Annotated in this window: 20 protein-coding genes; 15 read left to right on the forward strand and 5 right to left on the reverse strand. The window is 47.3% G+C overall.

The features are described 5' to 3' along the window. Positions 1 to 4: 4 nt before the first annotated feature. From AUL54_RS14195 to AUL54_RS14215, 5 genes are read left to right on the forward strand one after another with little or no spacing between them, the layout of a single operon-like run. Positions 5 to 712 (forward strand): amino acid ABC transporter permease, encoded by a 708-nt coding sequence (locus AUL54_RS14195; protein WP_060964263.1) that lies wholly within the window; start codon positions 5 to 7, stop codon positions 710 to 712. Further along, entirely contained in the window at positions 709 to 1,488 is a 780-nt protein-coding gene (locus tag AUL54_RS14200) for an amino acid ABC transporter ATP-binding protein (protein ID WP_016937923.1), read from the forward strand. Before AUL54_RS14195 ends, AUL54_RS14200 begins: the two co-directional genes overlap by 4 nt. Continuing rightward, the gene (locus AUL54_RS14205) at positions 1,485 to 2,501 is read left to right on the forward strand and encodes an LLM class flavin-dependent oxidoreductase (protein ID WP_060964264.1); all 1,017 of its coding nucleotides are present in this window, start codon (positions 1,485 to 1,487) and stop codon (positions 2,499 to 2,501) included. The genes AUL54_RS14200 and AUL54_RS14205 overlap by 4 nt, the downstream gene beginning before the upstream one ends. A gap of 2 nt (positions 2,502 to 2,503) precedes the next feature. Then, positions 2,504 to 2,791, forward strand: a complete 288-nt coding sequence (locus AUL54_RS14210; protein WP_060964265.1) for a glutaredoxin family protein — start codon at positions 2,504 to 2,506, stop codon at positions 2,789 to 2,791. Beyond that, positions 2,788 to 4,116 carry an LLM class flavin-dependent oxidoreductase gene (locus AUL54_RS14215; protein ID WP_060964266.1) on the forward strand — a complete coding sequence of 443 codons (1,329 nt, stop codon included), beginning with the start codon at positions 2,788 to 2,790 and terminating at the stop codon, positions 4,114 to 4,116. Before AUL54_RS14210 ends, AUL54_RS14215 begins: the two co-directional genes overlap by 4 nt. Before the next feature lie 173 nt (positions 4,117 to 4,289). On the opposite strand, the gene AUL54_RS14220 is transcribed toward AUL54_RS14215, so the two are convergent. Genes AUL54_RS14220 through AUL54_RS14230 form a run of 3 tightly spaced genes read right to left on the reverse strand, consistent with a single transcriptional unit; the run spans position 4,290 to position 6,715 of the window. Further along, entirely contained in the window at positions 4,290 to 5,075 is a 786-nt protein-coding gene (locus AUL54_RS14220; RefSeq protein WP_060964267.1) for an amidohydrolase family protein, read from the reverse strand. A 3-nt stretch (positions 5,076 to 5,078) separates the two neighbouring features. Beyond that, the gene (locus AUL54_RS14225; RefSeq protein ID WP_060964268.1) at positions 5,079 to 5,495 is read right to left on the reverse strand and encodes a carboxymuconolactone decarboxylase family protein; all 417 of its coding nucleotides are present in this window, start codon (positions 5,493 to 5,495) and stop codon (positions 5,079 to 5,081) included. Continuing rightward, positions 5,459 to 6,715, reverse strand: coding sequence for an MFS transporter (locus AUL54_RS14230; RefSeq protein ID WP_060964269.1), 1,257 nt, complete (start codon positions 6,713 to 6,715; stop codon positions 5,459 to 5,461). Before AUL54_RS14230 ends, AUL54_RS14225 begins: the two co-directional genes overlap by 37 nt. A 103-nt stretch (positions 6,716 to 6,818) precedes the next feature. On the opposite strand from AUL54_RS14230, the gene AUL54_RS14235 reads away from it, so the two are divergent. Beyond that, positions 6,819 to 7,670: a helix-turn-helix transcriptional regulator gene (locus tag AUL54_RS14235; RefSeq protein WP_060964270.1), complete on the forward strand. Its 852-nt coding sequence runs from the start codon at positions 6,819 to 6,821 to the stop codon at positions 7,668 to 7,670. Positions 7,671 to 8,029: 359 nt separating this feature from the next. Next, the gene (azoRB, locus tag AUL54_RS14240) at positions 8,030 to 8,665 is read left to right on the forward strand and encodes an FMN-dependent NADH-azoreductase AzoRB (protein WP_003151719.1); all 636 of its coding nucleotides are present in this window, start codon (positions 8,030 to 8,032) and stop codon (positions 8,663 to 8,665) included. A 42-nt stretch (positions 8,666 to 8,707) separates the two neighbouring features. Here the strand turns inward: azoRB and AUL54_RS14245 are convergent, their stop codons facing one another. Continuing rightward, positions 8,708 to 9,748: an oxidoreductase gene (locus tag AUL54_RS14245; RefSeq protein ID WP_060964271.1), complete on the reverse strand. Its 1,041-nt coding sequence runs from the start codon at positions 9,746 to 9,748 to the stop codon at positions 8,708 to 8,710. 137 nt (positions 9,749 to 9,885) lie between these two features. On the opposite strand from AUL54_RS14245, the gene csoR reads away from it, so the two are divergent. The 6 genes from csoR to AUL54_RS14275 all read left to right on the forward strand — a co-directional run bounded on the left by csoR (position 9,886) and on the right by AUL54_RS14275 (position 16,445). Next, positions 9,886 to 10,191 (forward strand): copper-sensing transcriptional repressor CsoR, encoded by a 306-nt coding sequence (csoR, locus tag AUL54_RS14250; RefSeq protein WP_013353610.1) that lies wholly within the window; start codon positions 9,886 to 9,888, stop codon positions 10,189 to 10,191. A 75-nt stretch (positions 10,192 to 10,266) separates the two neighbouring features. Then, on the forward strand, positions 10,267 to 10,473 hold the full coding sequence (copZ, locus tag AUL54_RS14255; RefSeq protein ID WP_015240581.1) for a copper chaperone CopZ: 207 nt from the start codon (positions 10,267 to 10,269) through the stop codon (positions 10,471 to 10,473). Between the two features lie 83 nt (positions 10,474 to 10,556). Further along, positions 10,557 to 12,986 (forward strand): heavy metal translocating P-type ATPase, encoded by a 2,430-nt coding sequence (locus AUL54_RS14260; protein WP_060964272.1) that lies wholly within the window; start codon positions 10,557 to 10,559, stop codon positions 12,984 to 12,986. Between the two features lie 149 nt (positions 12,987 to 13,135). Continuing rightward, the gene (locus tag AUL54_RS14265) at positions 13,136 to 15,247 is read left to right on the forward strand and encodes a heavy metal translocating P-type ATPase (RefSeq protein WP_060964273.1); all 2,112 of its coding nucleotides are present in this window, start codon (positions 13,136 to 13,138) and stop codon (positions 15,245 to 15,247) included. A gap of 117 nt (positions 15,248 to 15,364) precedes the next feature. Then, positions 15,365 to 16,036, forward strand: a complete 672-nt coding sequence (locus AUL54_RS14270; RefSeq protein ID WP_060964274.1) for a disulfide bond formation protein BdbD — start codon at positions 15,365 to 15,367, stop codon at positions 16,034 to 16,036. Continuing rightward, a complete protein-coding gene (locus AUL54_RS14275; RefSeq protein ID WP_013353605.1) occupies positions 16,026 to 16,445 on the forward strand; it encodes a disulfide oxidoreductase in 420 nt (139 codons plus the stop codon). The genes AUL54_RS14270 and AUL54_RS14275 overlap by 11 nt, the downstream gene beginning before the upstream one ends. A 33-nt stretch (positions 16,446 to 16,478) precedes the next feature. Here AUL54_RS14275 and AUL54_RS14280 read toward each other — a convergent pair whose 3' ends face one another. Further along, complete coding sequence (locus tag AUL54_RS14280) at positions 16,479 to 17,279, reverse strand: zinc-dependent metalloprotease (protein ID WP_060964275.1); 801 nt, start codon at positions 17,277 to 17,279, stop codon at positions 16,479 to 16,481. A 225-nt stretch (positions 17,280 to 17,504) separates the two neighbouring features. Here AUL54_RS14280 and AUL54_RS14285 point away from each other — a divergent pair, with 225 nt between their 5' ends. Together AUL54_RS14285 and helD are read left to right on the forward strand one after the other, a co-directional pair. Further along, positions 17,505 to 18,113, forward strand: coding sequence for a trimeric intracellular cation channel family protein (locus AUL54_RS14285; protein ID WP_016937932.1), 609 nt, complete (start codon positions 17,505 to 17,507; stop codon positions 18,111 to 18,113). A 153-nt stretch (positions 18,114 to 18,266) separates the two neighbouring features. Further along, positions 18,267 to 20,582 carry an RNA polymerase recycling motor HelD gene (gene helD / locus AUL54_RS14290; protein WP_060964276.1) on the forward strand — a complete coding sequence of 772 codons (2,316 nt, stop codon included), beginning with the start codon at positions 18,267 to 18,269 and terminating at the stop codon, positions 20,580 to 20,582. Positions 20,583 to 20,585: the final 3 nt, after the last annotated feature.

The following is a 20,585-nucleotide window of genomic DNA, read 5'->3' on the forward strand; positions in this document are numbered from 1 at the left end:
GAACGTGGAGCTGGATATTCCGTTTATCGGCACTGCGATAAAACAAATGATGAAAACCGTTCCGCTTACACTGGCAATGACAGTCATTCCGATTATTGCCGGATTTTTCATAGCTCTCGGCAATATCACGGTGCGTATATTCCGCATCAAATGGCTGCTTGCCTGCTCAGCGTTTTACGTGTCTTTTTTTCGAAGCACCCCGGCGATTCTCCATATTATGCTGATTTATTTAGGCGTTCCGCTGATTGCCGATCATTTCAGCCGCGCCTTTCATCTCGGCTGGTCGGCCAATCAGATTCCGGTCGCCGTGTTTGTCATCATGGCACTGTCATTAACGGCAGGCGCTTATATGACGGAAATTCTTCGATCCGGGATCATGGCCGTCGATACGGGGCAGGCGGAGGCGGCATATTCAATCGGCTTGACGCGGGGCCAGATGATTCGGCGCGTGGTTCTGCCGCAGGCGTTCATGATATCACTGCCGAACTTCACCAACATAGGCATCGGTTTTTTGCATACCACTTCAATCGCGGCAATCGTTGCAGTGCCTGAAATTACAGGAACGGCGACGATTGCGGCATCCGATAACTATGCGTTTTTGGAAGCATTTATCGGGGCGGCCATTATCTATTGGGGATTAACGCTGATTCTCGAGGCCGTAAACACTTTGGCGGAAAAAAGAGCGGCCAGATATCAAGGAGGCGCAGTATGATCGAAATCCGAAACATTCAGAAACATTTTGGCAGTCATCACGTGCTAAAAGGGATCAATTTAAGTGTCCGGAAAGGAGAAGTCGTGACCATCATCGGTCCGAGCGGTTCGGGGAAAACAACGTTTCTGCGCTGCCTTAATTTACTTGAGCGGCCGGATGAGGGCGCCATTTCCGTACATGGTGAAGTCATTAACTGCAAAAAGCCGGCCAAAAAAGACATTCTCAGACTGAGGAAACAGACGGCGATGGTTTTTCAGCAATATCATTTGTTTTCGCATAAAACGGCGATTCAAAATGTCATGGAAGGCCTGACGGTCGCAAGGAAAATGAAAAAAACAGATGCGTACGCCATTGCGGAGCGGGAACTGGCCAAGGTGGGGCTTCAGGATAAATTGCACGCCTATCCGAATCAGCTGTCGGGAGGCCAAAAGCAGCGGGTCGGAATTGCCAGGGCGCTTGCCATTCATCCTGATGTGATGCTGTTTGATGAACCGACCGCAGCCCTTGACCCGGAGCTTGTCGGCGAGGTGCTTGAGGTGATGCTTAACATTGTGCGGACCGGCGCCACCATGATCATTGTTACTCATGAAATGGAATTCGCCAGAAGAGTGTCCGACCAAATTGTGTTTATGGATGAAGGAGCAATCGTGGAACAAGGAACGCCTGAAGAGGTCTTTTACAAGACGAAAAAAGAAAGAACGAAGAAGTTCCTCCGCCGCGTTCTTCCTGATTACGGTTATGACATAAAAGAACACATAAAGGAGCCTGTCGTATGATTCGTTTAAGCATTTTAGACCAAAGTGTCACCGCGGAAAACCAAACCGCAGAAGAAGCTTTGCGGCAAACGGTGAGATTGGCTCAAGAGGCCGAACAATACGGATATGACCGTTTCTGGGCGGCGGAGCATCATAACAATGAAGAGATAGCGGGATCAGCACCGGAAATTGTCCTGGGGTATCTGGCCGCCAGTACGAAAAAAATCCGCCTCGCATCCGGCGGGGTGATGCTGCAGCATTACAGCCCTTATAAAGTGGCGGAGCAGTTCCGGGTTCTGTCCGCCCTTGCCCCCGGCCGTGTAGCGCTCGGTGTCGGCAAAGCGCCCGGCGGATTTCAGCTGTCAACCGATGCGCTGCAGCGGGAGCTTATCCAGCCCGCCCGTTTATTTGAAGAAAAGCTTGAGGAGCTGACTCATTTCATCCGCAATGATTTTCCGGACTCGCACCGCTACGCGTCATTGCGGCCGGCGCCGCATACTGAGTATGCGCCTGACATCTTTTTGCTCGGCGGCAGCACAGAAAGCGCGATCACAGCGGCCAAACTCGGCATTTCCTTCGTTTTCGCCTATTTCATAAACGGTGAAGACACTGCGTTAGAAAAAGCGCGCCAAGCTTTTGACGAACATCTGCCGAAAGGGGCAAAAGCCGAATTCCACCTTGCGCCGATGGTATTTACCGCGCATACAAAAGCGGAAGCGGAAAAACACGTCGTATCGCGTGAATCGGTCAAAATCATTCTCGAAGACGGCAAAAAGGTGAATGTCGCTTCCCGAAAACAAGCGGATGCGTTTCTTGAACAAGTTACGCAGCCATATAAGCTGATCACACAAAAGACAGGTGTGATTGCCGGGACAAAAGAAGAGACCGCTTCCGAGCTGAGACGGTTATCGGTTCAATACAGCATTACCGATTTTGTGATTTTGTCGCCTATCAAAAACGCTGAAGAAAAACGATTGTCTTACCGGCTGTTAAGCGAAGCGGTGCAGCCGGCCGCACAATTACAGGAGGGATGAACATGAGTCATGAAGCAAATGTAGTGGTTTGGAGCAAAAAGGGCTGTACGTATTGCGATGAAGTGAAAGGATATTTGCGGGAAAAGGCCATTGCGTACGAAACAATTGATGTGACGGAGCGGGATGAATTGCGTGACGTGCTTCACACTAAGTACGGCATCCGCCATGTCCCCGTTGTTGAAATCGGCAGCGGTGACAGGCGGGTGTATCAGGCCGTTACTCAAGTCGGCATTGAATACGTAGAACGGGCGCTTGCCGATTACGAGGGAAAAAAGGGGGAGAGAAAATGAGCCGGACGGATCTTATTCAATTCGGAGCCATGATTCACGGTGTCGGCGGTACAACGGATGGGTGGCGTCATCCCGACGCCGATCCGTCAGCAAGCACGAATGCGGCGTTTTACAGGCAAAAAGCGCAGACCGCTGAAAGAGGGCTGTTCAGCTTTGCTTTTATTGCGGACGGCTTGTTCATTTCTGAAAAGTCCATCCCGCATTTCTTAAATCGGTTTGAGCCGATCACTATTTTATCGGCGCTTGCCGCCTCTACAACCCATCTTGGTTTAATCGGCACATTTTCCACCTCGTTCACTGAGCCGTTTACCATCGCAAGACAGCTCATGTCTCTTGACCATATCAGCGGCGGCCGGGCGGGCTGGAATCTCGTCACTTCTCCGCAGGCGGGGGCTGCGCGCAATCACAGCAAGGAAAGACTTCCCGACCACAGCCGGCGCTACGCCATCGCCCAAGAACATGTGGACGTGGTGCGCGGTCTGTGGAATTCTTGGGAAGAAGATGCCTTCGTCCGCAACAAAGAAACCGGGCAGTTTTTTGATCCTGACAAACTGCATCGCCTGTATCACAAAGGCGAGTATTTTCAAGTGGAGGGCCCGCTGAATATCGGCCGGACCAAACAGGGAGAGCCGGTCGTCTTCCAAGCGGGGTCTTCAGAAACCGGCCGGTCGTTTGCCGCGCGAAATGCCGATGCAGTCTTTACGCATTCCAATTCACTTGAGGAAACGAAAGCTTTTTATGATGATGTGAAGAAGCGGGCGGCGGATTACGGCCGGGACGCTTCCAAACTGCGGATCTTTCCGGGAATCAGTCCGATTATAGCCGGCTCACAAGAAGAAGCGGAAGCGAAATACCAAGAATTCGCCGAGCTGATTCCGATAGAGAACGCCGTTAAATATGTGGCCAGATTTTTTGACGATTATGATCTGAGCCGGTTTCCATTGGATGAGCCGTTTCCTGATTTGGGCGACGTCGGGAAAAACGCGTTTCAAAGCACGACAGACCGTATCAAAAGAGAGGCGAAAGCCCGGAATCTTACGCTGCGTGAAGTGGCGCGCGAAGCCGCGTTTCCGCGAACCAACTTTATCGGGACACCGGAACGTGTGGCATCATTAATTGAAACATGGTTTCAGCGGGAAGCGGCGGACGGGTTTATCATTCACTCTGACATCCCGGGCATGCTTGAAGCCTTTGTGGATCATGTCATACCGATCCTTCAGGAAAAGGGGCTGTACCGAAAAAGCTATCCGGCGGATACACTGCGGGGGAATCTCGGATTGGATATTCCGGTCTGCAAACCAAATCCGATTTTGAGCAGAAACTAAATGTTTCTGCTTTTTCTGGTGCTTCAACCCCCCGTCATTAATAAGAAAAGAGCCGAAATTTACCCCGTTTAGAGTAAATCGGCTCTTTACTATTTAAAAGACGTAAGGAATGAAAACCTGTTGAATGCAATCCTTCAAACTTATATTCCCTAAGAAATTGTTATAAAAATAAGTTAAATATTTAAGAGATTAGCAATGTTCCCGCCTAGTACTCGTTGTACCACTTCTTCACTTGAAGCATGGCGTTCAACTGCCAACTTATTTAGGAATGGATCACCATATGGAAAATCAGAACTAAATAAAGTTTTCTCTGGGAGTTCTTTTATGGCCAAAGATAATGCATAGGTTGTATAAAATGCAGAGATATCTAGGTAGGCGTTCTTTGTTTCTTTTGTTAATGCAATAACTTGCTGCCAATGAATCCCTCCCAAATGGCCATAGATTACAGGGACAGTGGGATATTTACGAGTTAAAGCGAACAGTTCCTGAATATCATTTAAATTGAGTGGATGGAATGTATGCACCCAAATCGGAAAGGAATTATAATCACTAGCTGCCTGGAATACAGGCTCAAGCATTTTAATTTGGCCTGAACCAAGGGTGAATTCTCCCAGTCCCTTCATTTTATAATCTTTTACAATCTTCTCCATCCAATCATGCAGTTCCCCGGAGGAACTTAAAAGGGGAACTGATCCGAATCCGGTAAAACGGTCAGGATATTTTGCGATAGTATCCCTTAATTCTTCTAGAGCTTTTGACCGTGCTTCTAGGGGATTTATTTCGTTATTTAAAATTTGATTCAGTACATCCATTTCCTGAATAAATTCATCGTAGCTTTCACTTTTTTCTGGATGAACAAGCGTAGAGAATAAAATAGTTTTATCTATCCCGCTTGAATCCATCATTTCAATGTGTTTTTCTACAGGTAGAACTACGTGGGCATGACTATCAATAATCATTTTTTACTCTCCTTCCAATAAATTGGCTGACAACTGATTTCGTCTTTTAGAAAATACTTCAGTAGCTATTGTTAAAATGGTATTTAATGCGACAGGAAAGCCTGCATAAATTAACATTTGCATCATAGCTTCCACAATTTCTTCTTCGGTCCATCCGACATTTAAAGCTCCGTTAATATAAAACTTTAATTGTTCCGTATTTCCTAAAGCGGTTAGACCAGCAACTGCTGCAAGAAGGCGGGATTTTAAGTCTAATCCTGGTCTGGAAAAAATTTGACCGTAATTAAATTCCACAGCCAAAGTTCCCAAGTCAGGTGCTGCTGAATCTTTAAAACTGTTGACGATATTTAGATAGTTGTCCGGATCTATTTTTGATAATACTTCTAATCCCTTTTTGTAGTTTTCTTTATTTTCAGACATCTTATATGACTTCCTTTCTCGAACTCTCTATTTTTTACTGTTGTTTTTTGTTTAGGCAAGCTAAATAAGGAACTAAAAGCAATACCTATCATGAGTATCCCAACTGTACATACTCCATACCAATGCCATTTGCTCCAAGCAAGTACACCTAGATATGACCCTAAAGATCCGCCTAAGAATGTAGATACCATGTATAATCCATTTAATCTGCTTCTCTTTTCAGGAGATAGTTGAAAGATAGCAGCTTGACAAGCAACTTGATTTGCTTGCGTGCCAACTGTTACTAATAGTGCGCCAAGAAGTAATCCCGGTAACCAATATCCTAAGAATATTAAGGTCAGAAAAGCGATTAAAGAAATAAACATACATAAGGTATTAGCAAATTTTGATCCTTTTTTATCGATCACCCGGCCAATCATGGGAGTTGCAAAGGCTCCAGCTATTCCCACTAAACCTATTAAACCTGCCGCGGTGCTCCCATAAGAATAAGGAGAAGTATTTAATAAAAAAATAAGAGTTGTCCAGAAGGCACTAAAGGAACCAAACATCATTCCTTGACTCAGGCAAGCTTTTTGCAACACTTTTTCTTTTTTAAATAACGGGCCTAAAGATGCAAGTAATGTTTTATACTGCATTGCATGATTTCCTTTGCTTTTTGGAAGATACATTGCCATTAAAATGATCATTATCATTGTGCCAGCAAAAGAAGCCCAATACATTGATCTCCATCCAAAATGGGAATCTGCAAAACCGCTGATAAATCGAGCGCCTAAAATCCCACACACTAAGCCAATGGCAACATTCCCTAACACTTTTCCTCTGTTCTCTTCTGAAGCTAAATTAGCAGCAAGAGGAACAATAATTTGAGGGACTATGGTAACAAATCCAAGAATTAAGTTTGCTGCAATCAGCCACGTTACATTCATTGATAAAGCAGTTGCGGCTAAAATTATACATACAATAGATAATAAACTTAGGATCAATTTTCTCCGTTCAAAAATGTCACCTAATGGTACCAATAAAAGATTTCCCAATGCATATCCCACTTGAGTTAAAGTTGCTACAATTCCTATATAGTTTTCAGAAACGTGAAAAGTATTTGCCATACTGACTAAGAGCGTTTGATTTAAATAGACATTAGCTACTGTAAAACCACATGCTGCAGCCATGAGGAGAACTAATCCTTTCGGGAAAGGCTCAGCCCTATTTTTGAAAACCATAAAACTCACCTCCTTCATTTATTAGAATAGATGAAGGTTTATAATGGGAATAGGAGTGTGTTTATCCTATTATTAAAACTACTACTTATAAGGGGAGAAGTTCATGTTAAGTGACAAAGAAAGAAGGAAAGAACTAGGGGATTTCTTAAAAACACGACGGGCGCGATTATCTCCTCAAGACTTTGGTTTACCTATTGGTCCGCGCAGAAAAACAGAAGGACTGCGCCGAGAAGAAGCAGCTCAGCTGGCAGGAATAGGAGTAACCTGGTATACATGGTTAGAGCAAGGGCGTGATATACAGGTATCTTCAGACGTATTGGAGGCTATTTCGCGTGTATTCAGGTTAAATGAAGAGGAAAAAGAGCATCTATTTTTATTAGCAAATCAGCCATTGCTATCTAAGGTGGGAAGACCTCTCGTTGAAAGTGTAAATAGCGTCCTGAAAAATGTATTGAGTCAATTAGAATACTGCCCTACATATGTAACCGACGAAAAATTGAACATAGTAAGCTGGAATAAAGCTGCTGCCGTGGTTTTTGGTGACTTTAATAAAATGAATGAACGAGATCGTAATGCAGTCTGGCGTTGCTTTACGTCTAAAGAATACCGAGAGCTCTTTCTTAATTGGGAAGATCATGCGCAACGCTTGATTGCTCAATTTCGTTTAGCCTATACACGTTTTGTCGGTGATGAGTGGTTTAAAGATATCATTAAAGAACTTACCAATAAGAGCCCTGAGTTTCGTAATTGGTGGTCCAAACATGAAGTTCTAGGTACTCCTTGCGGCAAAAAAACACTGCTGCATCCTTTAGTTGGAGAAATGATTATGGACCATATTACTCTTCAGGTGTACGATGCTCCTGAACTAAAGTTAACCATTTACCAACCTCGCCAAGAGGGAGAAACAGAACAGAAAATGAAGCGTTTGTTAAACTGGCAAGCAGACCTGCAATAAAAGAGTGTGATAAATACGAATGTATTAAGCGGAATTCGTTTGTCTCTAATATTATAAAAGCAGGAACATTTTGCATGGATAAATTCCACACAACTAAGTCTGAAATGAAACAGCCGATTTAGCCTTAACATGGTCAAAATCGGTCTTTTATTTGTCGAAATTTGCTTAACGTAGGTTTTTTTCGATTTGCTGGAGGTACTTCTTGCAGCCTTTTTAAAAAAATATACTGATTTCGAGATATTATTGTTGCTAAAAGATTTTTTTGTAACTATAATTATTACAGAACTGATCAGTATAAAAAAACATTCATATTTCATAATAAATATGTGTGTAATTTGAAAACGAAAGGGCTGTTTACAATGGCAAAAGTACTTTATATCACTGCTCATCCTCATGATGAAAAGACATCTTACAGCATGGCGACAGGAAAAGCGTTTATCGATTCTTATAAAGAATCAAACCCGAATGATGAGGTTGTACATATCGACCTTTACAAAGAAAACATTCCTCATATCGACGCGGATGTATTCAGCGGCTGGGGAAAACTTCAATCCGGCACAGGTTTTGAAGAGCTTTCTGAAAATGAAAAAGCGAAAGTCGGCCGTCTGAACGAGCTGAGCGATCAATTCGCATCAGCTGACAAATACGTATTCGTTACACCGCTTTGGAACTTCTCATTCCCGCCTGTTATGAAAGCGTACCTTGACTCTGTAGCTGTAGCCGGAAAATCATTCAAATATACAGAACAAGGCCCGATCGGTCTGTTGACAGACAAAAAAGCGCTCCACATTCAAGCGCGCGGAGGCTATTACTCTGAAGGCCCGGCGGCTGACATGGAAATGGGCCACCGTTACATCGGCATCATGATGAACTTCTTCGGCGTTCCTTCTTTCGACGGATTAATCGTTGAAGGCCATAATGCTGAACCGAATAAAGCACAGCAAATTAAAGAAGATGCGATTGCCCGCGCGAAAGAAGCCGGAAAATCATTCTAATCTAAAAAAACCTCCCAGCTGATACGGCTGGGAGGTTTTTCATTAAAATGCAATCGTCCGTTTTTGTTCGCTGCTTTTCATCACCGCTTCAATGACACGGATGACATCGATGCCTTCTTCCGCCGTAACGGGAAGCGGTTTTCCGTTTAAGATGCTGTCTGCCAGCAGTTTGTAGTACGTAAGGTAAGAGCCGTTCTCAGAGGGGATTGTTTCTGTATGTCTTTTCTCATCCGCTGCGGTTGTCAGCTCACCGAAGCTGTCAGGGTCATCGGCGCCCCAGTTCTCGTCAATCGGTTTTTGGCCGGCTGAAAGCGCAGCTTCCTGTCCGTCCTTTCCGTATTTGATAAAGCTTGCATTCCGTCCGTGAATCTGATAGCGCGGGCCGCTTGCCGCATTCATGGAGCCGGATTGAAGAATAACCTGAAGCTTGCCGTAATGGAGGGCGGCCAGAAACCAATCGGCCGTTTCACTGTTGTCCCGCTGTTTCATCACATGTGCGGTGACGGATTCCGGCATTCCGAAAAGCAGGAGTGTCTGGTCAATAATATGTGAACCGAGATCATACAGCGTTCCCGTGGCGGGTCCGTTTTTTTCGCGCCATCTTTCTTGTACAACCGGGTTGTATAGATCGTAGTTGACTTGATATGTATGAATGTCTTGAAGCGCCCCGTCCCGAATCAGCTTTTGAATCGTTAAAAAATCATTGTCCCAGCGCCGGTTGTGATACACGCTCAGCAAGACGCCTTTATTTTCAGCCGTTCTTCTCAGCTCCTCCGCTTCTGCTGAAGTCGCCGTCATCGGCTTTTCCACGACGGTGTGTTTCCCCGCAAGAAGACATTTCATCGCTGATTCATAATGCATTCCGCTCGGTGTCGTAACGATGACGAGATCAATGTCAGGGTCACCGGTGATGTCTTCAATCGTGCGCACGGCTTCAGCCCCCGGCAGATCACGTTTGACCTCATCCGTTCTGGAGGTCATGACTTTTTTGATCTGATACTCATCAAGGACGTCCAAAAGCGGCGCATGAAAGACTTTCCCCGACAGACCATATCCCAATATGCCAACCTGTATCGTTTTCAATGAACTTCCCCCTCTTGATATGTGATAACAATATATACCCCGCGGGTGTACTGGTAAAACTTGTGTGTTGAAAATTTTTTACACCGGTTTTTCAAGTCTGTATAATGAAGATAACGAAGAAAAAAACGAGGTGGAAAATGGACAAACATACCGAACATCAATCGTTAAATCATAAAAGCGCCAAGGAAAAAGACCAGATTCTGAACCGGCTGAAACGGATTGAAGGCCAAGTCAGGGGCATTCAGAACATGGTGGAAAACGAACGATATTGCGTGGATATTCTCGTGCAGATTTCAGCCGTGCAGGCGGCCATGCAGAAAGTCGCGTTTCATCTGCTGGAAGATCACGCCCATCACTGCGTAGCCGGCGCCATTGAAAGCGGAAACGGGGAGCAGGCGATTGCCGAGCTGCTGGATGTCGTGAAAAAAATCGCGAAATCATGAAATAAAATGTTTTGAAATACCCTACAGGGGTATGGTAACATGAAGAAGAAAAAACAAGACGTGGAGGGAATTATCATGGAACAAAAAACACTGCAAGTCGAAGGCATGTCCTGTCAGCACTGCGTCAAAGCAGTAGAGACCGGAGTAGGAGAACTGAACGGAGTGACGGCGGTTCAGGTGAAATTGGAAGCCGGACAGGTGGATGTGACGTTTGATGAGAACAAAGTCTCCGTATCAGATATAAAAGACGCGATTGAAGATCAAGGGTATGACGTCGTATAAGGTATATCGCGCTTCGGGAACGGGCGCGGTTTTCTTTTATGAAAATGATACCCCCTGGGGGTTTGTGAGAAGAGGTGAGGGCATTGAGTGAACCGAAAGAAATGACCATTCAAGTGGGAGGCATGACATGCGCCGCCTGCGCTTCAAGAATTGAAAAAGGACTGAAACGGATGGACGGCGTCAATGACGCTTCCGTCAATCTTGCGCTTGAGACCTCAAATATTTCCTATCAGCCTGACAAAATCGAAGCTGGCGCCATAAAGGATAAAATTGAAAAACTCGGCTATCACGTCGTGACGGAAAAAGCCGATTTTCAGATTGAAGGCATGACGTGCGCCGCCTGTGCCAATCGGATTGAAAAGCGCCTGAACAAAATAGAGGGCGTTGTGGACGCGCCGGTGAATTTCGCCCTTGAAACGGTCTCCATTGAATACAACCCTAAAGAAGTGACACCGAAAGAACTGAAAGAGACCGTGGCAAAACTCGGCTATCGATTAGAAGATAAGGAAGCGGACGGCCAAGGCGGCGGATTATCTCAAAAGGAAAAAGAACAGCGTAAACAGCTGATCAGGCTGATATTTTCTGCCGTTCTCTCCTTTCCGCTTCTATGGTCGATGGTCAGCCATTTTTCTTTTACTTCTTTTATCTGGATGCCGGATATCCTGATGAATCCGTGGCTGCAATTCGCGCTTGCCACCCCGGTGCAGCTCGTCATCGGCTGGCCTTTTTATACGGGAGCGTACAAGGCGCTGAGAAATAAAAGCGCCAATATGGATGTTCTCGTTGCGCTCGGAACGACGGCCGCTTACGCGTACAGCCTGTACATGACGATTGCGTCTCTCGGACGAAACGGCCATGCCGAGGGGCTTTATTATGAAACGAGCGCCATTTTGCTGACTTTGATTTTGCTTGGAAAGCTTTTAGAGATGAAAGCAAAAGGCCGCTCATCAGAAGCGATTAAAAAGTTAATGAAGCTTCAGGCGAAGACGGCGGCGGTCGAGCGGGTAGGGAAGGTACAGGTGATTCCGATTGACGAGGTCCGGACGGGGGACATCGTATACGTGAAACCGGGAGAACGCGTTCCTGTCGATGGCGAAGTGATTGAAGGCCATTCCGCGATTGATGAATCGATGATAACGGGAGAAAGCATGCCTGCAGATAAGTCTCCCGGAAGCACCGTCACCGGGGCGACGATCAATGCAAACGGCTTTCTCAAAATCAGAGCGGTGAATGTCGGGAAAGATACCGCGCTTGCACACATTATTAAAATCGTGGAAGAAGCCCAAGGATCAAAAGCCCCCATTCAGCGGCTCGCAGATCACATTTCAGGCATTTTCGTCCCGATTGTGCTGGGGCTGGCCGTGCTGACTTTTCTCATTTGGTATGTATGGGCCGCGCCGGGACAGTTTTCTGAAGCGATCGGCAAATTCATCGCCGTGCTTGTCATTGCCTGTCCGTGCGCACTCGGGCTCGCCACTCCGACGAGCATTATGGCGGGCTCCGGCCGCGCCGCTGAATTCGGCATTCTCTTTAAAGGCGGAGAGCACTTAGAAAAGACCCAGCGTCTGACGACAATCGTACTGGATAAAACCGGAACGGTGACAAACGGCAGACCGGTGCTGACAGACGCCGTACCGGCAGCGGGAATGAACGAAGAGGAACTCCTGCGGCTGGCGGCTGCCGCTGAAGCGGGATCGGAGCACCCGCTTGGAGAAGCCATCGTTTCAGGAGCCGAAAAACGAGGGATTTCCATTCCGAAACTAACCCGTTTCCAAGCCCGGATCGGTTCCGGAATCTATGCAGAGGCTGACGGGAAAACGATTCTTGCCGGATCAAGACGGCTGATGGAAGCGGAACACATTGAACATGAAGCATTGCTTCCGCACATGACCCGCTTGGAGGCGGAAGGAAAAACGGTGATGCTTATTGCGGCAGACGGCAAAGCGGCGGGGCTTATCGCAGTCGCCGATACGATCAAAGAAACATCTCCGGCTGCGGTGAAACGCCTGAAGGATATGGGCCTTGACGTCATCATGATGACCGGTGACAACCAAAAGACGGCGGAAGCCATTGCTAAAGCCGCAGGCATCGGCAGCGTGATTGCCGAAGTGCTTCCCGAACAAAAGGCAGCGGAGATTTCCCGGCTGCAAAAAGAAGGCCGGCGCGTGGCAATGGTCGGCGACGGCATCAATGATGCTCCGGCGCTGGCTGTGGCCGATATCGGGATGGCCATCGGCACCGGCACCGATATCGCAATGGAAGCAGCGGACATTACGCTGATCCGCGGAGATCTGAACGGCATTGCCGACGCCATCGGCATGAGCAGGCTGACTATGAGAAACATCAAGCAGAATTTAGGATGGGCATTGGGCTACAACACCATAGGCATTCCCATTGCGGCAGCCGGCTTTCTGGCTCCGTGGGTGGCAGGCGCCGCCATGGCGTTCAGCTCGGTATCGGTCGTCCTTAATGCTTTGCGTTTACAGAAGGTGAAAAAAGACAAAATCGGCTGATGCCGGTTTTGTCTTTTTTATTGACACTTTATTCAAAACTTGCATATAATATAAAAAACAACTATATGAACATATGCTCATATATATAATTTCGTTTAGCTGCATTGATATTATGGGAATCCTATTACGGAAAGTAGGGTGAGTCGAAAATGAAAGCGGCAAAAGGTGAATTTGTGTTAGACGGACTTGATTGCAGCAACTGTGCAAAAAAAATAGAAAACGGCGTAAAAGCCATTGACGGCATCGACGGCTGTGCTGTCAATTTTGCGGCAAGCACCATTACAGTTTCGGCCGGGGGCAAAGATGAGCAATGGATGAAAGATGAAGTTGCAAAAAAAGTAAAGTCCATTGATCCTCATGTGACCGTCCGTTCGAAGCATGAAGACAAACCCGGCGAGGATGAATACCGCAAAAAGCTGCAGCTGATGTTAGTGAGATTGGCGGCGGGCGCCGTTTTGGCCGTCATTGCTTACTTCGCGCACACAGGCGCCGTCCTTGAGTTTCTGCTCTTTTTTGCTTCATATTTGATCATCGGCGGCGATATCGTAGCCAGAGCGGGAAAAAATATTGTCCGCGGCCAGGTATTTGATGAGCATTTTCTGATGGCGCTTGCGACAATCGGCGCATTTATAATTCATCAGTATCCGGAAGGCGTCGCGGTCATGCTGTTCTATCAAATCGGTGAATTGTTTCAGGGAGCTGCCGTCAGCCGATCCAGAAAATCGATCAGCGCGTTATTGGACATCCGTCCTGAGTACGCCAATGTGAAAACGGAAAACGGCATGACTGCCGTTCCGCCGCAGGACGTCAAAGTCGGACAGGTCATCGTCGTGAATCCAGGAGAACGGATTCCGCTGGACGGAAAGGTGCTGAGCGGCTCATCGATGGTTGATACCTCCGCTTTAACGGGCGAATCCGTGCCGAGAAAAGCGGAGCCGGGGCAAGATGTGATGGCCGGATTTATGAACCAGAACGGCGTGCTTCATATTGAAACCTCTAAAGGATATGAAGACTCTGCTGTATCAAAAATATTGGATCTGGTCGAAAATGCGGCCGGACGCAAAGCGAAAACGGAAAACTTTATTACGAAGTTTGCCAAGTACTATACACCGGCCGTTGTCATTGTTGCGGTGCTTCTCGCCTTTTTACCGCCGCTTCTCGTGCCTTCAGCCGCGCTATCCGACTGGGTGTACCGGGCGCTGATTTTCCTTGTGATTTCTTGTCCGTGCGCACTCGTCGTCTCCATTCCGCTCGGGTTTTTCGGCGGTATCGGAGCCGCGTCTAAAGCAGGGGTGCTCGTGAAAGGCAGCAACTATTTAGAAGCGCTCAATCAGGTGGCATACGCCGTGTTTGATAAAACGGGAACCTTAACGAAAGGCAATTTCGCCGTTACTGATATCAAACCGGCGCCAGGATTTACACAAGACAGCCTGCTTCATGCGGCTGCGCTTGCCGAAGTCCATTCCAATCATCCGATTGCTTCATCCATCCGTGAGGCTTACAATCAACCGCTCGCGGCTGAGGAGATTGAAGAATATGAAGAAATACCCGGACACGGCATTCGGGTGAAAACCGGCGGATCAACGATTTTGACTGGAAATCAAAAACTGATGGCAAAAGAACAAATCGCTTTCGGCACAGCTGAAAACAACGGAACCGTCGTTTACGTTGCCGTTAATCAGCAATATGCGGGGGCGATCGTGATCGCCGACGAAATCAAAGAGGACGCCAAACAGGCCATTGCCCGTTTAAAAGCGCTTGGCGTCAAACGGACAGTGATGCTGACGGGTGATTCAAAGCAGACCGGTGAAGCGGTCGGCCGCGAGCTCGGTATTGATGACGTGTATACAGAACTGCTGCCGGGTGACAAAGTAGACCGAGTCGAAGAACTCGAAGCGGCGCTTGCACCGAATGAAAAACTGATGTTTGTCGGTGACGGGATTAACGATACGCCTGTGCTTGCCAGAGCTGACATCGGAGCTGCCATGGGGGCTCTCGGTTCTGATGCCGCCGTCGAAGCGGCCGATGTCGTCCTGATGACAGACCAGCCGTCAAAAGCAGCCGAAGCCATCCGGATTGCACGCCGAACACGCCGGATCGTCTGGCAGAACATCGGATTTGCTTTAGGCGTGAAAATCATTTTTCTCCTGCTTGGCGCATTCGGATTCGCCACCATGTGGGAAGCCGTCTTTTCAGATGTAGGCGTCACGCTGATCGCCGTTGCCAACGCGATGCGCGTCATGAGAGTGAAAGCGGAATAATTGTCAAAGATAATTCGTTTTTCAGGGTTTTCTTAAACAAGGTTGTCTTGGTAAAATAGAGAAGCGGGCCATCCGGCATCCGCTTCTTTTTTATTTTAAAAACAATGAGGTGTCTGAGTGAAAAAGAAACAATCGTCTGCGAAATTTGCGGTGATTCTGACGTTAATCGTTGTCGTTTTATTTGCGGCCATCGTAATTATTAACAACCAAACGGAAAAAGCGGGCGAAACAGCCGCCGAACAGCCTTCCATTAAAGGACAGCCCGTGCTCGGCAAAGACAGCGCGCCTGTTACGGTAGTTGAATTCGGAGATTACAAATGTCCGTCATGCAAAGTATTTAACAGCGATATCTTTCCGAAAATCAAAAAAGATTTTATCGATAAAGGCGACGTGAAATTTTCATTTGTGAACGTCATGTTCCACGGAACCGGCTCGCGTCTGGCGGCACTTGCCTCAGAAGAGGTGTGGAAGGAAGACCCGGCATCATTCTGGACTTTCCATGAAAAGCTGTTTGAAGAGCAGCCGTCAAGCGAACAGGAATGGGTCACGCCTGCATTGCTTGAAAAGACGGTCAAAAGCACCGCGAAAAAGGTTGATCCTGCCAAGCTGAAGGAAAACCTTGATAAAGAAACCTTCGCAAAAGAGCTGAAAGCTGACACTGACCTGAATGATAAATTAAACATCACGGCGACACCGACGATTTACGTAAATGACAAAGTGATTAAAGAATTCGCTAATTATGAGGAGATTTCAAAAACGATTAAGAAAGAGCTGAAAAATGAAAAATAGAATCGTATTTTTATATGCTTCTTGGGTGATAGCTCTTGTTGCCATGCTCGGCAGCCTATATTTCAGCGAGATCAGAAAATTCATACCGTGTGAGCTGTGCTGGTATCAAAGAATTCTCATGTACCCGCTTGTCCTGATTTTAGGAATCGCCACCTTTCAGGGTGACACGCGCGTGAAAAAATATGTGCTGCCGATGGCCGTCATCGGCGCGTTTATATCGATCATGCATTACCTTGAGCAGAAGGTGCCCGGTTTCAGCGGCATCAAGCCGTGCGTCTACGGCGTGCCTTGCTCCTCTGAATATATTAACTGGTTCGGTTTTATTACCATTCCATTCTTAGCATTGACGGCATTTATTCTCATTATTGTCTGCATGTGTTTTGTCAAAGCAGAACGCACGGCAAAATAAAGAGCCTGCTCCATGGGAGCGGCTCTTTTTCTATTATCTGTACCAAGCTTTGTTAGTCTCAATCTGTCTGTTATGGGAACTGTCCCAAATATCCACGGAATAGGCATAATCATAATTCATGACGCAGCGGATGCCGCTGCCTTGGGCGTCATGCTGAAGTCCGAAATTATGGGAAAACTCGTGCTGGGCCGCTTTCGCCGTGTTGGCCGTTCCTTGATCAAGGTTCACGCTGAAAGCCGGGCCGCTAGGTTTGCCGTTATATACATACGCGATACCGCCGGCGTCAAAACTCGATTTTGCGGTAAAACCGACGACAAAATGATAATTTTGATTTCTGAAGCTGCTTTGGAGATTTGATAAAATCTGAGAACTGTTTGAGCCGGAGGAATTCCAGGCTTGCACGGCCTGTACGACAAAATCAATGTTATGATCACGGTTGAAGGCGACATCAGCCTGCTCCACGATCTGAACGATTCGCGTTTGCCAGTCGCTGTATTTGGCGCGGTATTCAGCGTCCGCCACCGCCAGCACTTTGACCTTCTGAGAGCCCGTGCTGGCTTTAGTTGAAGCTTTATCCTGATTGACATTGGCGTCGAATCGTTTCGTTCCGACCTGCTTACCGTTTTCATCCAGAATTTTTGTATCAACCGTCTGTTCAATCTGAACCGGACCTTTCAGATCTTTAAAATGATCGGCTTTCGGAAGCGGGTCCGTATACACCGTTTTGGCCGGCTCCGCATGAGTGTGCGAATGCGTATGGTTTTCGGCTGACGGCAGGCCGGGTATTAATCCGGCGGCCAATAAAACTGGAAAAACAAGTGAACTGATTTTCATCTTATAACCCCCCTTTTTTGTTAAGAGAAGGTATTCAATGAAACTTCCATTAAACCTCCTAGTATAGTATAAAATAGGAAAATATTCTCGCCTCCAGCCATGCTGAATGCAGTTGTCCCGATTTTGGAATCAGAATCTTTCAAAAACAAGGTTGATTTTAAGAGAAAGCGATTATAAAATCTAATGGTCGTCAGAAAATTTAACAAATAAAAAGGAGCATATGGAATGGCCTGGGAGCTGCTTAGTGTAATCGGCATCATTGCGTTTGCGGTCAGCGGAGCGATTGTTGCGATGGAAGAGGAGTATGATATTTTAGGCGTGTATATCTTGGGGATTGTAACGGCGTTCGGCGGCGGAGCCATCCGAAACCTGCTGATCGGTGTTCCGGTCTCCGCCTTGTGGGAGCAAGGCGCGTTTTTTCAAATCGCTCTCGCATCAGTTACGATTGTCTTTTTGTTTCCGAAGCTGCTGTTAAGACATTGGAGTAAATGGGGCAACTTATCCGATGCCATCGGGCTTTCGGCGTTTGCCATCCAAGGCGCTTTATATGCCGTGAAAATGGGCCATCCGCTCAGCGCGGTGGTTGCGGCCGCGGTGCTGACCGGAAGCGGGGGCGGTATCATACGGGATCTGCTCGCGGGCAGGAAGCCCCTTGTGCTCAAGTCGGAAATTTATGCAGTCTGGGCCGCACTCGGAGGATTAATCGTGGGCCTCGGCTGGGCCGGGAATGCCGCAGGTTTGTATGTGCTGTTCCTAGTGCTTGTGGCATGCCGCATCTGCAGTTATGTTTTCAGGTGGCGCCTGCCGATTCGTTCCTATCATATAGATCAGTAAAAAACCGATTTCATAAAAGAAATCGGTTTTTTTGCATAACGGATAAAAAAGACGCCCGATATGATAAGAAAAAGGGTATTTGACTATAATGCTGAATAATATGTTTGTGTAAAGAAAGCCGGATTTGTCAGCTTGATGTCGGAGGTGCCGCTGATGGCAAAACGTGATGAAGAATGGAAAGAAGAGCAGGAAAGAATCAATTTTGTCATGAAGGAATTGGATCAGAAACAAACGCGTCTTGAAGCATCATCGGGCGGATTGAAGCAGGATATTGTCGGCCTGAGAAAAACGTTTTGGGATGATGTCACGGTTAATTTGGATGATGCCCATGAAGCGGCGGAAACATTTTCAAGCATTAAACAGCAGGCTGAAATGCTTTCAGAACGTGAACGGACGCATCGGCTTCAATACCGGCAGCTTCAAAAAATCCAAAAGCTGAAAGCCTCTCCTTACTTCGGCCGTGTCGATTTTACGGAAAAAGGGGAGTCCATTGCCGAGCAGATTTATATCGGGCTGACTTCTTTAATGGATGAAAACAATGAGCATTTTCTCATTTACGATTGGCGTGCGCCCATTTCATCTCTTTACTATCAATATTCCCCGGGAAAAGCCCGCTATGAAGTTCCGGAAGAAACGATAGAAGGCGACATCACACTGAAGCGGCAGTTTATCATTAAAAACGGGACGCTTAAAGCGATGTTTAACACGGATATGACGATTGGTGACGAAATGCTGCAAGAGGTGCTGAGCGGCCATTCCGGCCAGCAGATGAAAAACATCGTGTCAACCATCCAAAAAGAACAGAATGAAATCATTCGTGATGAAAAAAGCAAATATCTCATCGTTCAGGGAGCCGCCGGAAGCGGGAAAACATCCGCGGCGCTTCAGCGGGCCGCTTACTTGCTGTACCGCGGGCGCGGTGTGCTTGACGCCCGTCAGATCGTGCTGTTTTCTCCGAACATTTTGTTCAACAGTTACGTTTCCGCCGTATTGCCGGAACTGGGAGAAGAAAATATGGAGCAGGCCACGTTTCAGGAATATATCGCCCGCCGGCTCGGACGAAAGTTTGAATGTGAAAGCCCGTACGAACAGCTCGAATATTGCTTGACCGAGCAGAATCAGGAAGCCCTTTCCGTAAGGCTCGAAGCCATTGCTTACAAAGCGTCACCAGCTTTTCAGGCCATGATTGACCGTTATGCCGGGTCGCTTTCGGTCTCCGGCCTGATATGTAAACAGATCAGCTTCCGGGGAGACATCCTGATTTCAAAAGAGCGGATTGAAGCCTATTTTTATTCGCTTGATAAGCAGCTGCCGATTCCGAACAGAGCGGAGCTGACGGCGGAATGGCTTCTTACGGAAATCAGCGCACTCGAAAAAAAGGAGCGTAAGAAGGAATGGGTGCTGCAGGAGAGTGAGCTGCTTGATAAAGAAGATTATGCTGAGGTTTATCAAAAACTTAAGAAGCAAGCGGCGGATGATGAACCTGTATTTGACGACCACCAGCGTGAACAGTCCCTGCTCGGCGCCATTATTGTCCGCAAAGCTTTTAAACCGATTAAGCAGGCCGTCAGACAGCTCGGCTTTCTCGATATAAAACGGATGTACCTCCGGCTGTTTTCAGACTGGGGAGCTGATGAAAAGCCCGATCATTGGCAGAGCATCGGCGCTTTAACCCGCAGCGCATTTGCAGAACGGTCGCTCCCCTATGAAGATGCCGCTCCGTATCTGTATTTGCAGGACCTGATAGAAGGAAAAAGAATAAATACACAAATGAAGCACGTCTTCATTGATGAAGCGCAGGATTATTCCTCTTTTCAGCTCACGTATATTCAAAGCATCTTCCCGGCTGCAAAAATGACAGTGCTCGGTGATGTCAGCCAGTCGATTTATGCACACACCATTACCGGTCCTTCTTCACTCGCCGGCTGCTTCCGCAATGGCGCAGAAAAGGATGTCAGCCTGAAGAGGACTTACAGATCGACGCGGCAGATTGTTGAATTTACGAAAGCGCTGCTGGCTGACGGTGATGACATTGAGCCTTTTAACCGGAACGGGGAAAAACCGCGGGTTCTGCGGGCGGATACTGAAAAAGAGCGCCGCGAGCAATTGACTCAAACAATACGGGAGCTCAGGCAAAAAGGCCGGGAGACGATCGCAGTCATCTGCAAAACGGCTGCGGAAGCGAAAAAAGTGTTTCAGACAGTCAGCGCCGGGAGCGGTGTCCGTTTGATCAATAAAGAAAACCAGCCTTTTCAAAAAGGGGTATGCGTCATTCCTGTGTATTTGGCAAAAGGCATTGAGTTTGACGCCGTCATTGTCGCTGACGCCTCTGCTGACCAGTACAAAAGCGGGCATGACCGCAAGCTGTTATATACGGCCTGCACGCGCGCGATGCATCATCTGACCGTGCTGTCTCCGGGAGAACTCTCTCCTTTTATAAACGAAGTGCCCGCCGGCTTATTCGTGTAAGCC

The organism is Bacillus sp. SDLI1 (assembly GCF_001553895.1).
GTDB lineage: Bacteria > Bacillota > Bacilli > Bacillales > Bacillaceae > Bacillus > Bacillus siamensis.